Raw genomic sequence first — 17112 nt, forward strand, 5'->3', positions numbered from 1 at the left:
AAGGACACCGGCCGCGTGGTGCCGGTCCCGGGAACGGCCCGGACGTCAAGAGGGTGACGCGCTCAACCGTGTGACAGACGGCGTGACGAATGGCAGCGACCCAGGAAGGGCTCCATGAACCCCGTACAGGACAGCACCTGCCCGCGGACGGACCGGCGGCAGGAGGACATGGCCATCGCGGTCGTCGGCATGTCCTGCCGGCTGCCCGGGGCGTCCTCACCGCAGGAGTACTGGAACCTCCTGCGCGCAGGCGTGGACGCCGTCGGTCCGACCCCCGCCGAACGCTGGGACGCCGAGGCGCTGTACGGCGACGGGGACATGGGGGCACCTGGCAGGGCCGACGTGCGGCACGGTGGGTTCCTGGACTGGTCCTTGGTCACCGGGTTCGACGCCGAGTTCTTCGGGATCGGTCCCCGCGAGGCACTGGCCATGGACCCCCAGCAGCGGTTGATGCTGGAACTCGGCTGGGAGGCCCTCCAGGACGCCAGGATCGTCCCCGAACGGATCGAGGGCAGCCGCACCGGGGTGTTCGTCGGCTGTGTCTGGGACGACTACGCCACGCTGCTGCGCAGGGCCGGCACCGAAGCCGTCACCCGCCATTGGCTGACCGGTCTGCAGCGCGGTGTCATCGCCAACCGGGTCTCCTACTGCCTGGGGCTGCGCGGGCCCAGCCTGACCGTCGACTCGGCACAGTCCTCGTCCCTGGTCGCGGTGCACCTGGCGTGCGAGAGCCTGCGGCGCGGGGAGAGCGAGCTGGCGCTCGCGGGCGGGGTGAATTTGATCCTCGCGCCGGAGAACGCGGTCACAGCGGCCAAGATGGGCGGCCAGTCCCCGCAAGGCCGGATCCGCATCTTCGACGCCCGCGCCGACGGCTACGTACGGGGTGAGGGCGGCGGGTTCGTCGTCCTCAAGCCCCTCGACCGGGCGCTCGCCGACGGCGACCCCGTCCACTGCGTGATCCGTGGCAGCGCCATGAACAACGACGGCGGCGGCGACGGGCTCACCGCACCGAGCGTCCGGGCACAGGAAGAGGTCGTCCGCCGGGCCCACGAACGCGCCGGGACCCGCCCGGACGAGGTGCAGTACGTCGAACTCCACGGGACGGGGACCCCGGTCGGCGACCCCGTCGAGGCCGCCGCCCTGGGCGCCGCGCTCGGCCGTGCCCGCTCCGCGGGGACGCCTGCGCTGCACGTCGGTTCCGTCAAGACCAACATCGGCCACCTGGAGGGCGCCGCCGGTATCGCCGGGCTCCTCAAGGTCGCCTTGAGCATCCGGCACCGCCGGCTGCCGCCGAGCCTGCACCACGAGACGCCCCACCCGCGGATCCCGCTGGGCGAGCTGAATCTCCACGTTCACACCGCGCTCTCCTCCTGGCCCGACGAGCGGCTGGAACTCGTCGCGGGCGTCAGCTCCTTCGGGATGGGCGGTACCAACTGCCATGTGGTGCTGTCCGAGCCACCACGCGGCGAGCTGCCGACGCCCGGGCCGACGGGTGTGGCTGCGACGGGCGAAGCGCCGCAGGCGGGGCCCGAGACGGCGGTGCCGTGGACGCTCTCGGCCCGGACGGCCGAGGCGCTGCGGGCACAGGCCGCTCGGCTGGCCGCTTTCGTGACCGACCGCGATGAACTCGACGTCACGGACGTCGGCCACGCCCTGGCGACCACCCGCTCGCTGTTCGAGCACCGCGCGGTCGTCGTCGGAGCCAGTCGCGAGGAGTTCCTCGCGGGCCTCGCCGCCGTGTCCGACGGCCGGTCCGCCCAGAACACCGTGGTCGGAAAGGTCCGGCCCACGGCGGGCCGGACCGTTCTGGTGTTCCCGGGGCAGGGCTCGCAGTGGCAGGCGATGGGACGGGCGCTCCTGGCGGAGAACGAGGTTTTCGCCGCCCAGCTGGCGCATTGCGAGCGGGCCCTGGACGAGTTCGTCGACTGGTCCCTCAGCGACGTGCTGCGCGCCGCCCCTGGGGCGCCGTCGCTGGATCGGGTCGACGTGGTGCAACCCGCTCTGTGGGCGGTCATGGTCTCGCTCGCGGAGGTGTGGAAGGGCCACGGAGTCATACCGGACGCCGTCGTGGGCCACTCGCAGGGTGAGATTGCCGCCGCGCAGGTGGCCGGAGCGCTCTCGCTGCGCGACGCCGCGAAGATCGTCGCCCTGCGTTCGCAGGCCCTGGCCCGGCTGGCCGGGACCGGCGGCATGGTCTCCGTACCCCTGCCGGTCGCCGAGGTCGCCGAACGGATCGCCCCCTGGGCGGGCCGCGTCGCCGTGGCCGCCGTCAACGGGCCGGCTTCCACCGTGCTCGCCGGGGAGACGGCCGTCCTGGACCAGTTGCTCGCCGCCTACCAGGGGGAGGACGTACGGGCCCGGCGCATCGACGTCGACTACGCCTCGCACTCGCCCGGTATGGAGGCCGTACAGGACGAACTGCTCACCGCCCTGGCCGACATCACCCCGCGGGCGGCCACGGACATCGCCTTCTACTCGACGGTGACCGCGGCGCCCGTCGCCGATACGACGGGACTGGACGCCGCCTACTGGTTCCGCAACCTGCGCCGAACCGTCCGGTTCGAGGAGACCGTCCGCGCCCTGCTCGCGGACGGGCACCGGCTGTTCGTCGAGTCCAGCCCGCATCCGGTCCTCGCCGTGGGCGTCCAGGAGACCATCGACCTCTTCACCACCGACGACGACCCGGCGGTGGTCGTCGGGACGCTGCGGCGCGACCGGGGCGGCACCGCGCGGCTGCTGACCTCCCTGGCGCAGGCCCAGGTGACCGGCGCCGAGGTGGACTGGAGCCCGGCCGTCCGCGGAGCCCGGCCCGTGGACCTGCCCACCTACGCTTTCCAACGCCGGGCGTACTGGCTGCCGTCCACTCCGGCCGCTCTCTCCGCCGCCACGTCCCCGGCCGTCCGGGAGACCGTCCGCAGCGCACCGCGGTCTTTCGCCGAGCGGCTGGCCGCCGCACCGGAACCCGACCGGCGCGCACTGCTCCTGGACCTGGTCCGGACGGAGGCCGCCGCCGTGCTGGGCCACCCCTCCGCCGCCACAGTCGACGCGGGCCGCGACTTCAAGACCCTGGGTTTCGACTCGCTCGGCGCGGTCGAGCTGCGCAACCGGCTCAACGCGGCGACCGGCCTGAGACTGCCGACGACCGCGGTCTACGCCCGTCCCACGCCCCGGGCCCTCGCGACCTACCTGCTGGCCGAACTTCAGGGCGACGACCGGGGCGAACGCCCGGCACCGCAGACCGACCCCGCCCCCGCCGCCGCGCAGGACGAGCCGATAGCGATCGTGGGCATGGCGTGCCGCTTCCCCGGCGGAGTGACCGGCCCCGAGGACCTGTGGCGCCTGGTCGCCGACGGCCGGGACGCCATCTCCGGGTTCCCGGACAACCGCGGCTGGGACCTCGACTCCCTCTACGATCCGGATGCGTCGAGGCCAGGGACCTCCTACACCCGGCGCGGGGGATTCCTGTACGACGCCGACCGCTTCGACGCCGACTTCTTCGGGATCTCCCCGCGTGAGGCGCTGGCGACCGATCCTCAGCAGCGGCTGCTCCTGGAGACGGCCTGGGAGGCGCTGGAACGGGCGGGGATCGATCCGGAGACGCTGCGGGGCAGCCCCACCGGCGTCTTCACCGGGCTGATGGCGCCGGACTACGGATCGCGTCCGCACGAGGCCGGTGACGGCACGGCCGAGGGCTACGTCCTCACCGGGAGCGCGGCGAGCGTCGCCTCCGGGCGGGTCGCCTACACCTTCGGCTTGGAGGGGCCGGCGGTGAGTGTGGACACGGCGTGTTCGTCGTCGTTGGTGGCGCTGCATCTGGCGGCGCAGGCTCTGCGGCAGGGGGAGTGCTCCTTGGCGCTGGCCGGCGGTGTGACGGTCATGTCCAGCCCGGGAGTCTTCGTCGAGTTCTCGCGGCAGCGTGGTCTCGCGGTCGACGGGCGGTGCAAGGCGTTCGCGGCGGCGGCCGACGGCACCGGCTGGGCCGAGGGCGTGGGCGTGCTGTTGCTGGAGCGGTTGTCGGACGCGCGCCGCAACGGCCATCGGGTGCTGGCGGTGGTGCGCGGCTCGGCCGTCAACCAGGACGGCGCCAGCAACGGGCTGACCGCTCCAAGCGGGCCGGCGCAGGAGCGGGTGATCCGTCAGGCGCTCGCGACGGCGGGACTGACCGCGGCAGACGTGGACGTGGTCGAGGCGCACGGGACCGGGACGCGCCTGGGGGACCCGATCGAGGCGCAGGCGCTTCTTGCGGCCTACGGTCAAGGGCGTCCCGTCGACCGGCCGCTCTGGCTGGGGTCGTTGAAGTCGAACATCGGGCATTCCCAGGCCGCCGCCGGTGTGGCCGGGGTGATCAAGATGGTGATGGCGATGCGCCACGGTGTTCTGCCGCGGACGTTGCACGTGGACGAGCCGTCGCCGCAGGTCGACTGGTCGGCGGGCGCCGTGTCGCTGCTGACTCGCGATGTGCCCTGGGAGCGGGATGACCGTCCCCGCCGGGCCGGGGTGTCCTCCTTCGGCATCAGCGGCACCAACGCGCACGTCATCCTCGAAGAGGGCGATGGCCATGAGCCGGCTCCGGAGCCCGCCTCCGCACCGGCCGGTGAGCGCGCGGGCGCGGGGCTCGCCTGGGTGCTGTCCGCCAAGAGCCCCGAGGCGCTGCGTGAACAGGCGCTGCGCCTCGCCGCGCACCTGCGGGAGGCGGGGCAGGAGGCACGCGATGCCGACGTGGCGTACACGCTTGCCGTCACCCGGCCGGCGTTCGAGCACCGTGCCGCGATCGTGGGCGCAGGCCGGGACGAGTTGGCCGTCGGCCTCGCCGCAGTGGCCGCGGGGGCGGAAGGCGTCGTGCACGGCTCCGCGTCCGGGTCGGCGCACGTTCTCGCCACCTCCGCCGCCGAGGACTTCGTCCAGGGCGTCGCAGTGGACTGGCAGCTGCTGTTCGACGGTACGGACGCACGCCGGGTGGAGCTGCCCACCTACCCCTTCCGCAAGGAGCGGTACTGGCTCGACGTGCCCCGCGGGGCGCGCGAGGCTGACCGTTCGACCGGTCCCGACGCCGCGGAGCAGCGCTTCTGGGCGGCGGTGGAGCAGGGAGACGCCGGCGCGCTCGCCGAGCTGGGCCTCGGCGCCGGCTCCGACGGCCTTCCCGCCGAAGCCCTGGCCTGCGCACTTCCCGCTCTGGCCGCATGGCGCGGCCGGTACCGCGCCGACGCTGCGCTGAGAGCCCTGCGCTACCGGATCGGCTGGCACCGGGTCACCGAACGAGCCGTGCCGGCATCCGGTACCTGGATCGTGACCGCCCCCGCGGGGGCGGCGGGAACCGGCGCGGGCCCGTGGGCCGACGCGGCGGCACGCGCCCTGACCGCACGGGGAGCGCGGATCCACCGGGTCGACGTGGACCCGACGGCTGACCGGTCAGCACTCACCGAGCTGCTGCGCACCGTCCTCGACGACCACCGGCCGGCCAGCATCCTGTCCCTGCTCGCCCTCACCGACGGCCATCTCCCCGAACACCCCTCCGTGCCCCTGGGGTTGTCGTCCTCGCTGGCCCTCACCCAGGCGCTCGGCGACCTGGAGTCCGACGTCCCGGTCTGGTACGCCACGACCGAAGCCGTGAGCACGGCGTCGACCGGCGCCGACGATCCTCCTCCTCACGCCGAGCAGGCACAGGTGTGGGGCCTGGCGCGGATCGTCGCCCTGGAGCATCCGGAGCGACCAGGCGGCCTGATCGACCTGCCGCACCGGCCGGACGAGGCGTCGACCGAGCGACTCGGGGCCGTGCTGACCGCGCCGGGTGAGGAGGACCAGCTCGCCGTGCGGCCGTCCGGTGTGTACGCCCGGCGCCTGGAGCGGGCCGCGACGGCGGCACACGAGGGCGCACCGCAGGGGCCGGGATCCTGGCGCACACACGGCACGGCCCTGGTGGTCGGCGGCACGGGGGCACTGGGCGCCCATGTGGCGCGATGGCTCGCGGCCGCCGGGGCCGAGCATCTGCTGCTGGTCAGCCGCCGAGGCGAACAGGCCCCAGGGGCAACGGCGTTACGTGCCGAACTGATCGGGCTCGGCGTTCGCGTCACCCTCGCCGCCTGTGACGCGGGCGACCGCGACGCGCTCGCCGCCGTGCTCGAAACGGTGCCCGAAGACCTGCCGCTGACCACCGTTGTACACGCGGCGGGACAGCTCGACGACGCCCTGATCACGGCGCTGACACCCAGTCAGCTCGACCGTGCCCTGCGGGCCAAGGCCACAGCCGCACACAACCTGGACGAGCTGACCAGACGCTGGGACCTGTCGGCGTTCGTCCTCTTCTCCTCGGTGGCGGCCACCTGGGGCCTGCCGGGACAGGGCGGCTACGCGCCCGGCAATGCGCATCTGGACGCCCTCGCCGAGCGGCGCCGCGCGGAGGGCCTCCCAGCCGTATCGATCGCCTGGGGCGCCTGGGACGGGGCCGGGATGGCCGCGGACGCGGCCGTGGCGGGCGGGTTCGCCCGCGTCGGTATGGATGGCCTTGCCCCTGAGACCGGACTCGCGGCCCTGGAACAGGCCCTCGTGGCCGACGACGTCTGTGTCACGGTGGTGCGCGTCGATTGGGAGCGCTTCGCGGCGGCCCACGCCGGGGCACGCCCGCGTCCTCTCTTCGACGCGCTGCCCGAGGCCCGAAGCGCACCGCAGGGCGGGGCCGGCACCCGGGAGGCGTCCGCCGGGCACCTCGCGGAACGCCTGGCGAAGCTCGAGGCGGAGGCGCGCGAACCGGCCGTGCTGGACGTGGTGCGCAGCGCCGTCGCCGCCGTACTCGGCTTCACATCGGCTCAACAGGTCCGCGAGGACCGAGTGTTCTCGGAACTCGGACTCACCTCGCTGACGGCGGTCGAGCTGCGCAACCGCCTCAATGCGGCGACCGGCCTACGGCTCTCGGCCACCCTGATCTTCGACCACCCCACCCCGCGCCGCCTGGCCGGGTTCGTCCTCGATCGCCTCAGCGGAGGGAAGGAAGCCGGGCGGAGTACCGGCCGTGCGCACGCATCCCGGGACGTGGCCGACGAGCCGATCGCGATCGTGGGGATGGCCTGCCGCTACCCGGGCGGCGCCACCTCTCCGGAGGACCTGTGGGACCTGGTCGCCGCGGGTGGCGACGCGATCGGCGAGATGCCGCACGACCGTGGCTGGGACCTCGACAAGCTCTTCCATCCCGAGCCGGGCCGCACGGGCACCTCGTACACCCGGCATGGTGGATTCCTCTACGACGCGGCCGAGTTCGACGCCGGGTTCTTCGGGATCTCCCCGCGCGAGGCGGCGGCGATGGACCCGCAGCAGCGGCTGCTCCTGGAAACCTCCTGGGAAGCCGTCGAACGGGCGGGCATCGACCCCACCGCCCTGCGCTCCACCGACACAGGCGTGTACGTCGGCGCTTCGGCCGGTGAGTACGGTCCCCGGCTCTCGGAACCCGCCGGCACGGCCGAGGGCTACGTCCTCACCGGGAGCGCGGCGAGCGTCGCCTCCGGGCGGGTCGCCTACACCTTCGGCTTGGAGGGGCCGGCGGTGAGTGTGGACACGGCGTGTTCGTCGTCGTTGGTGGCGCTGCATCTGGCGGCGCAGGCTCTGCGGCAGGGGGAGTGCTCCTTGGCGCTGGCCGGCGGTGTGACGGTCATGTCCAGCCCGGGAGTCTTCGTCGAGTTCTCGCGGCAGCGTGGTCTCGCGGTCGACGGGCGGTGCAAGGCGTTCGCGGCGGCGGCCGACGGCACCGGCTGGGCCGAGGGCGTGGGCGTGCTGTTGCTGGAGCGGTTGTCGGACGCGCGCCGCAACGGCCATCGGGTGCTGGCGGTGGTGCGCGGCTCGGCCGTCAACCAGGACGGCGCCAGCAACGGGCTGACCGCTCCAAGCGGGCCGGCGCAGGAGCGGGTGATCCGTCAGGCGCTCGCGACGGCGGGACTGACCGCGGCAGACGTGGACGTGGTCGAGGCGCACGGGACCGGGACGCGCCTGGGGGACCCGATCGAGGCGCAGGCGCTTCTTGCGGCCTACGGTCAAGGGCGTCCCGTCGACCGGCCGCTCTGGCTGGGGTCGTTGAAGTCGAACATCGGGCATTCCCAGGCCGCCGCCGGTGTGGCCGGGGTGATCAAGATGGTGATGGCGATGCGCCACGGTGTTCTGCCGCGGACGTTGCACGTGGACGAGCCGTCGCCGCAGGTCGACTGGTCGGCGGGCGCCGTGTCGCTGCTGACTCGCGATGTGCCCTGGGAGCGGGATGACCGTCCCCGCCGGGCCGGGGTGTCCTCCTTCGGCATCAGCGGCACCAACGCGCACGTCATCCTCGAAGAGGCCGACGAGGTCGGTCAGCCGGTCCAGGACGCCGAGGCCGCGCCGGCCCGTTGCGGGGCGTTCGGCGACGGGATGGTGCCCTGGGTGCTGTCCGCCCGTACCGCGGCAGGGCTCCGGGCGCAGGCGGAACGGCTGTCCTCGGTCCTCTCCGAGTACGCGCAGTCCGATGATCTGCCCGGTCTCGCCGCCGTCGGGCGGGCCCTGGCCACGACCCGCGCGGTGTTCGAGCACCGCGCCGTGGTCGTCGGCTCCGGCCGGGACGAGTTCGCCGCCGGCCTCGCCTCGGTCGCCGCGGGCGCCGAAGGAGTCGTGCACGGCTCCCCGTCCGGGCCGGCGCACGGCCTCGCCGTCTCCGTCGCCGAGGACTTCGTCCAAGGCGCCGATGTGGACTGGGTGACCCTCTTCGCCGGTGTGTCCGCCGCTCCCCTCGACCTGCCCACCTACCCCTTCCGGCGCCGGCGGTACTGGCTGACATCGCCCGCGCCGCGCACGGGGGCGGCGGCACCGACCGCGCCAGGAGGACGGCCACTCGACCACCCCCTGCTCTCCACGGCCCTGCACCTCGCCGGGACCGACGAGTACGTCCTCACCGGCAGGCTCTCCCATGAGGCGCAGCCGTGGCTGGGCGATCACGTGGTAGCGGGGGCGGCGCTGCTGCCCGGCACCGCGTTCGTCGAACTCGCGCGGTTCGCCGGGGAACAGGTGGGCCGTCCCGTCCTTGCCGAGCTCGGCGTGACCACTCCGCTCGTCACTCCCGCGCACGGCGACACCGCGCTCCAAGTGGCGATCGGACCGATGGACGGGGAGGGCCGGCGGGAGATCCGCGTCTCCTCACGCGCCGACGGCGACGCGACGGCCACCGACGCCGCGTGGACGCACCACGCCACCGGTCTGCTCGTCGCCGTGGCCGGAGACGGTCTCGGCCAAGCTCTCACCGACGAACTCGGCCAGGGCCCCGACGGACCGGCCGAGTGGCCCCCGCGCGGGACGTCGCCCCTGGACGTGAGCGATCTGTACGAACGACTGGCCCGCCGGGGATACGGCTACGGTCCCTCCTTCCGGGGACTGACGCGCGCCTGGCGGCACGGCGCGGACGTCTGGGCCGAAGTAGCCCTCGCGGAGGGCGAACACGCCGAGGCCGGACGCTACGGTTTACACCCCGCCCTGTTCGACGCGGCCCTGCACACCATCGGCCTCGCGACTGCCGGCACTGACGGGACTCCGGCTGTCCTGCCCTTCGCCTGGCAGGACGTGACACTCACCGGCGGCGGGGCACAGCGTCTGCGCGTGCGGCTGACCATGGCCGGCCCCACGCAGGCAGGGCTCACCGCGTACGACGAGGAGGGGCGGAAGGTAGCCGCCGTCGGGTCCGTCGTCCTGCGCCCGGTTCCCTGGGAGCTGACGGCAGGACAGGACCTCTACCACGTCGCCTGGCCCGCCGCCGATCCCACACCGAAGGCCGGCCCCGCCGGCCCGCCGAGCTGGGCACTGATCGGTCCGGACTCCGGGTTCGCGGACACTTCGTCGCTCGACGTTCCCGATGCCGGCACGCCGACGCGGCACACCGACCTCGCGGCGCTGCGTCGGGCCTTGGACACGGGCGCGCCTGTTCCGGACCTGGTCTGCGCCGTGGCTGCCTCGGAGCCCGCCGCCGGAGCCGCGCCGCCCGATCACGCCAGGGCGACGGCCGAGTGGGCCTTCACCCTGGCCCGGGAATGGCTGGCGGACCCCTGCTGGGAGCCTTCCCGGCTGGTCGTCGTGACCCGCTCCGCTGTTGCCGTGACTCCCGGCGAGTCGCCCGACCCCGCCGCCGCGGCCGTCTGGGGCCTGCTGCGCTCCGCCCAGACCGAGCACCCCGGACGCTTCTTCCTCGCGGACCTCGACTCCGCCGACTCCCTCCCGTCCGCCCTGGCCGCCGCGTCCGCCGGCGAAGAACCCCAACTCGCCCTGCGTACCGGCACCGTTCACGTGCCCCGGCTCGAACGCGCTTCACCCCCCGCTTCATCGGAGGGACGCCGGCCCCTCGATCCCGACGGGACGGTCCTCATCACCGGAGGCACCGGGATGCTCGGAAGCCTGGTCGCCCGGCATCTCGTGGAGGCGCACGGAGTCCGCCGGCTGGTGCTGGCCGGGCGCCGGGGCCCCGAGGCCGACGGCGCGCGTGAGCTGCGGGAGGCGCTGACTGCGGCCGGGGCGGAGGCCGTCACCGTCGTCGCCTGCGACGTGGCTGACCGTGCCGCCCTCGCGGGGCTCCTGGACGCCATCCCCGCCGAGCACCCGTTGACGGCCGTCGTGCACGCGGCCGGAGTGCTGGACGACGGGGCCGTCGCCTCGTTGACGCCCGAGCGGCTCGACCGGGTGATGCGGCCCAAGGCCGACGCGGCCTGGCAGCTGCACGAGCTCACGCGGCATCTGGATGTGTCGGCTTTCGTGCTGTTCTCCTCAGCCGCCGGGCTCCTCGGATCCGCGGGGCAGGGCAACTACGCCGCCGCCAACGCCTTCCTCGACGCCCTCGCCGCCCGGCGCCGCGCCGAGGGACTGCCCGGCACCGCGCTGGCCTGGGGGCTGTGGGAGGAGCGCAGCGGACTGACAGCAGGCCTCGGCGTGAGTGATCTGGCCCGCCTCGCGCGGACCGGCGTCCGCCCGCTGCCCACCGACACCGGGCTCGCCCTGCTGGACGCGGCTCTCGCGACCGACGAGCCGAACCTGGCTCCGGTACGCCTCGATCTCACCCTGCCCGACAACGATTCCGTCCTGCTGCGCGGCCTCGTACGATCCTCTCCCGCCCCCCGTACACCGGCCCCCGCGCCCTCCGCGGCCCCCGACGCCGATCTGGGCCGGCGCGTAAGGGACTTGGGCGAGGCGGAGCGCCGCCGACTGCTCACCGCCCTCGTCCGCGAGGAGGCTGCGGCGGTGCTGGGCCTCGACGCCGAGGACGCCCTGGGAGCCGCACAGGACCAGCGCGCCTTCTCCGAACTGGGCATGGACTCCCTCACCGCTCTCGAACTGCGCACCCGGCTCGGCAGACTCACCGGTCTGACGCTGCCCGCCGGGCTCGTCTTCGACCATCCGACGCCACGGCACGTCGCGGCCCACCTGGAGGCCCGGCTCATGGGTTCCGGGTCAGCAGAGCGGGACAGGCCGGCACGGGAGAAGGGCCACACGGCGGCTGTGCCGGACGAGCCGGTCGCGATCGTCGCCATGGCCTGCCGCTATCCCGGTGGAGTCATGGATCCCGGGGACCTGTGGGCCCTGGTCGCGAGCGGCTCCGACGCCGTGGGCGACATGCCGCGCGACCGGGGCTGGGATCTCGAAGGGCTTTATGACCCCGAGCCCGGTCGGCCCGGCAGGAGCTACACCCGGCACGGCGCCTTCCTCGACGCGGCGGCCGAGTTCGACGCCGGGTTCTTCGGCATCTCCCCGCGCGAGGCGGTGGCGATGGACCCGCAGCAGCGGCTGCTCCTGGAAACCTCCTGGGAGGCCGTCGAACGGGCGGGCATCGACCCCGTCGCGCTGCGCGGCAGCAGGACCGGCGTCTTCGCGGGCGTGATGTACCACGACTACGGCTCGTGGGCGCGCACGCTCCCCGAGGAGGTCGAGGGCTACCTCAGCGCCGGCACGGCGGGCAGTGTCGCCTCGGGCCGGGTGGCGTACGCGATGGGTCTCGAGGGCCCCGCCGTGTCCGTGGACACCGCCTGCTCCTCGTCCCTGGTGGCGCTGCACCTGGCCGCCCAGTCGCTGCGCACGGGGGAGAGCGACCTGGCCATCGCCGGCGGCGTGACGGTCATGGCGACCCCGACGCCGTTCGTCGAGTTCTCCCGCCGGCGCGGTCTCGCGGCCGACGGACGCTGCAAGCCCTTCGCGGCGGCGGCCGACGGCACCGGCTGGGGCGAGGGCGTCGGCGTCCTGCTCCTTGAGCGCCTCTCGGACGCGCGCCGCAACGGCCATCCGGTCCTCGCGCTCGTACGCGGGACCGCGGTCAACCAGGACGGCGCCAGCAACGGCCTGACCGCACCCAACGGTCCCTCCCAGGAACGGGTGATCCGCCAGGCCCTGGCCGATGCCGCGCTCGCACCTTCGGACGTCGACGCCGTGGAGGCCCACGGCACGGGCACCGCCCTCGGCGACCCGATCGAGGCGACCGCCCTGCTCGCCGCGTACGGGCAGGACCGGGTGCCGGGCCGGCCGCTGCTGGTCGGATCGGTCAAGTCCAACATCGGCCACACGCAGGCGGCGGCGGGCGTCGCCGGAGTCATCAAGACGGTGATGGCCATGCGGCACGGCGCGCTGCCCAGGAGCCTGCACATCGACGAGCCGACACCGCACGTGGACTGGTCGGCGGGCGCGGTGTCCCTGCTCACCGAGAGCGTGCCGTGGCCGGTGACGGGCCGTCCGCGACGGGCAGGCGTCTCCTCCTTCGGCATCAGCGGCACCAACGCCCACGTCGTCCTCGAACAGGCACCGGCCGAACAGCCGGAGCGTGCCGCCGCAGCCCCCGGTTCCACCGGCCGGCCCGACGGCCGTGCCGTACCGTGGCTGTTGTCCGCCCGCTCGGCCGCCGCGCTGCGCTCCCAGGCCGCGCGGCTGCGTCAGCGCCTCGATGCGCGGCCCGATCTGCGCCCGTTCGACGTCGGATATTCCCTGGCCACGAGCCGTGCCGCGTTCGAGCACCGGGCCGCCCTGGTCGCGGCGACGCGCGAGGACTTCCTCGACCGGCTCGACGAGTTGGCCTCCGGGAGCGGGGCGATCGGCGATGCGACGGGCCGCGCCGACGGTGGCCGGGTGGCCTACCTTTTCGCCGGACAGGGCAGTCAGCGGCCCGGCATGGGACGCCAACTCGCACGCGCGCAACCGGTGTTCGCCGAGGCGTACGACGAGGTTCTCCGGGAGCTCGACAGTCGTCTGGCGCGGCCGCTGCGCGAGGTGATCGATGCCGACGAGGACGGCGGAGCGGACGGGGATGCGGTCGGGCTGCTCGCACGGACCGAATACACCCAGCCCGCCCTGTTCGCGGTCGAGGTGGCCCTCTTCCGGCTCCTGGAACACTGGGGGATCCGGCCCGAAGGACTGGCCGGTCACTCGGTCGGCGAGATCGCGGCCGCCCACGTGGCCGGAGTGCTCTCGCTGCCCGACGCGGCGGAGCTCGTGACGGCGCGGGGCCGGTTGATGCAGGCCCTGCCGTCCGGCGGTGCGATGGTGGCGGTGCAGGCGTCCGAGAGCGAGGTCGCCCCGCTGCTGACCGAAGGGGTGTTCCTCGCAGCGGTCAACGGCCCCGCGTCCGTGGTGCTTTCGGGCCGGACCGACGCGGTCCTGGCCGCCGCCGAACAGCTGCGCTCCCGTGGACGACGGACAACCCGGCTGCGAGTCAGCCACGCCTTCCACTCCGCGTTGATGGATCCCATGCTCGCCGAACTCCGTGAGGTGGCAGCGGGGCTGACCTTTCACCAGCCGGTCATCCCGATCGTCTCGACGGTCACCGGCCGCGCCGCGACGGCCGAGGAGCTGGGCTCGCCGGACTACTGGGCGGAGCAGGTCCGCATGCCCGTACGGTTCCACGACGCCGTGCTGCGGCTGACGGGGGACGGCGTGCGAACCCTGGTGGACGTCGGCCCCGACGGATCGCTCGGCACCCTGGTCGCGGCACACGGGAATCCGGACGTCGCGGCCGTGGCCACGATGCGCCGGGACCGGCCCGAGCCGGACGCCCTGGCGGACGCGGTGGGCCGGCTGCATGTCCGGGGCGCGGACGTCGACTGGGGCACGTACTTCGGCGGATCGGGTGCCCGTCGGGTGGATCTGCCGACGTACGCCTTCCAGCGCGCACGCTACTGGCTGGACCCCGAGGAACCGACGGGCGAAGCGGCAGGGACGAATCCCGCCGCCGGCGCCGCCGTGACGGCCGCGGGCCTGCACGCGCCGGGGCATCCGCTGCTCGGTGCCCTGCTCGAACTCCCGGACTCCGACGGCCTGTTGTTCACCGGGAGGCTCGCCGGGAACACGCACAGCTGGCCGGCCGACCACCGGGTCCATGGGGACATCCTGCTGCCGGGCTCCGCGTTCGTGGAGCTCGCCCTCCACGCCGGGTCCCGCCTCGGCTGCTTCAGGGTGGCCGAACTCACCCTGAGCAGCCCGCTGCTCCTTCCCGAGGACGGCGGCGTCCATCTGCGGGTGAAGGTCGGCCCCGGCGACGCCGACGGACGACGCTCTCTGACGGTTCACGCCCGCCCCGAGCACGCCGACGACGGCGAGCCGTGGACCGAACACGCAACCGGACTGCTCGCACCCGACGCCCCGGCACCCGAGGCGACCACCGGCGCATGGCCGCCGGTCGGTGCCACACCGCTCCCACTCGACGGACTGTACGAACGGCTGGCCGCCTCCGGCGTCGCGTACGGTCACGCGTTCCGGGGCCTGCGCGCCGCCTGGCGACTCGGTGAGCAGCTGCTCGCCGACGTGGTCCTGCCCGCCCCCGTGGCAGGCGAGGCCGACTGGTACGGCCTCCACCCCGCGCTGCTCGACGCGGCACTCCACGCGGCCGCATACACCGACCTCGCCGACCCGCCCGTGCCACGGCTGCCCTTCACCTGGAACGGAGTGGCTCTGTACACCGAAGGAGCGCGGGCCCTGCGCGTGCGACTGACTCCGCGTGGCGCCGACAGCCTCGCGATCGAGCTCTCGGATCCGCAGGGGCGGCCGGTCGCCGCCGTCGACTCGCTCCTCCTCCGCCCCGCCCCCTTGCCGGAGGAGGCCGGCGCCCCGCACCGGTCGCTGTATGAGGTCCGCTGGCGGCCGGCACGGGCTTCCCGCCCGGCGTCACCGCAGGAGCCCGCCGGAACCTGGGCGTCGATCGGGCCGGTGGATCCCGCGACCGAGGCCGCGTTCGGCCCGGAGGCCGCGCGGTACGCCGACCTGGACGCCCTCCTCGCCGCGCTCGATCGAGGCGCGCCCGTACCCGACGCCGCACTCGTGTCGCTCACGGACCTCACCGACTCACGGGCCGGCGACCTGCCCGCCCGGGCCCGGGCCGCGGTCGACCGCACCGCGGACCTGCTGCGCGCCTGGACGGCGGAGCGACGCCTCAAGGCGAGCCGCCTCGTACTGATCGGCCGGGGCGCCGCCACCGCAGCGCCGGGCGATCGGGTACGCGACCTCACCGCGAGCGCCGCATGGGGCCTGGCCCGGTCCGCACAGGCCGAGCACCCCGGTCGGATCGTGCTCGTGGACACCGACGGGACGCCGGAGTCGGCCCGGGCGCTGCCGGCGGCAATCCGCCCGGACGAAGACCAACTGGCCCTGCGTGCCGGGGCGGTGAGCGTCCCCCGGCTCACCGCCCCGCGCACCACTCCCGCCGGCCCGCAGGCACCGGCATTCGGTCCCACCGGCACCGTCCTGGTCACCGGCGGCACCGGCACGCTGGGCGCGCTCGTCGCCCGGCATCTCGTCGTCGCACACGGCGTGCGGCACCTCGTGCTCGCGTCACGGCGGGGCGAATCCGCGCCGGGCGCCGCGGCCCTGCGTGACGAACTCACCCGGCACGGTGCGCGGACACGGATCGTCGCGTGCGACGTCGCCGACCGCGCCGCTGTGGAGGCCCTGCTCGGCTCCCTCCCCACGACGCGGCCCCTGACCGGGGTCGTGCACTGCTCCGGAGTCCTCGACGACGGCGTCCTGGAGTCCCTCACCCCCGAGCGCGTCCAAGGGGTCCTGCGCCCCAAGGCGGACGCCGCGTGGCACCTGCACGAACTGACCAGGGACCGGGACCTGGCGGCGTTCGTGCTGTTCTCCTCCGTCGCCGGCCTCCTGGGACCGGCCGGGCAGGGCAACTATGCCGCCGCCAACGCCTTCCTGGACGCCCTGGCCGAACACCGGCGCGCCGCGGGGCTGCCCGCCACCGCACTGGCCTGGGGCTGGTGGGACGATCCACGCGGCATGGCCGGCGAACTCGACGAGGCCGCACGGGGCCGGATGTCGAGGTCGGGCATCGCCGCCTTGAGCACGGGTGACGCGCTGGCCCTCTTCGACGCCGCCCTCGGATCCGACACGGCGGTGCTCGCCCCTGTCCGGCTGGACCTGGCAGCCCTGCGTGCCCTGGCGGAACAGGGCGCACTCGCCCCCCTGCTGTCCGAGACGATCGGCACCGCGCGCACCCCGGCCCCCCGAAAGCCGGCAGCCGGGGCGGCCGCCCCGCCGGACGCGTGGCGCACGCGCCTGATCCAGGCTTCTCCCGAACAGCGCGCACATCTGTTGCTCGATCTGGTGCGCCGCGAGTCGGCCCGCGTGCTCGGACAGTCCTCCGCTTCGGCGATCGATCCCCGGACCGGCCTGCTCGACCTGGGCTTCGACTCCCTGACCGCCGTCGAACTGCGCAACCGGCTCGCCGGAAGCTGCGGGCTCGACCTGCCCACCACCCTGGTCTTCGACCACCCCACGCCCGAACATCTGGCCCGGCACCTGGAGGAGGAGTTCCGGCGCGGACTCGAACCCGGGACCGCCGACGCCCTCGCCGCACTCGCCGGGCTCGAAAGCGCCCTGGCCGCCGCACCCCCCGACGGCGACCTCGGCGCACGCCTGCGGCCCCGGCTCGCCGCGCTGCTGGCGCGGTGGACCACACCAACCGGTGGCACCGGACCGGCCCCCTCCGGACACCCGGACGACACCCCCGCCGACCTCGCCGCGGCCACGCCCGACGAACTCCTCGCCTTCATCGACAAGAACCTCAGAAGGACCTAGAGGTACGGCCCCGATCCAGCCCGAACCACCGCCCTCTGGGGCGCCCCCCGCTCACCGTCAAGTGCCGAC

1 protein-coding gene is annotated in these 17112 nt (G+C 74.4%); it reads left to right on the forward strand.

From position 1 onward, the window contains the following. Window positions 1-114: 114 nt before the first annotated feature. A complete protein-coding gene (locus V8690_RS35975) occupies window positions 115-17043 on the forward strand; it encodes an SDR family NAD(P)-dependent oxidoreductase (RefSeq protein ID WP_338784234.1) in 16929 nt (5642 codons plus the stop codon). Window positions 17044-17112: the final 69 nt, after the last annotated feature.

Origin of the sequence: Streptomyces sp. DG1A-41 (assembly GCF_037055355.1) — a bacterium.
GTDB lineage: Bacteria > Actinomycetota > Actinomycetes > Streptomycetales > Streptomycetaceae > Streptomyces.

What these genes read in the sequence shown, in the direction of transcription:
- V8690_RS35975 (WP_338784234.1), top strand. Translation starts at nt 115, where the DNA reads ATGAACCCCGTACAGGACAGCACCTGCCCGCGGACGGACCGGCGGCAG.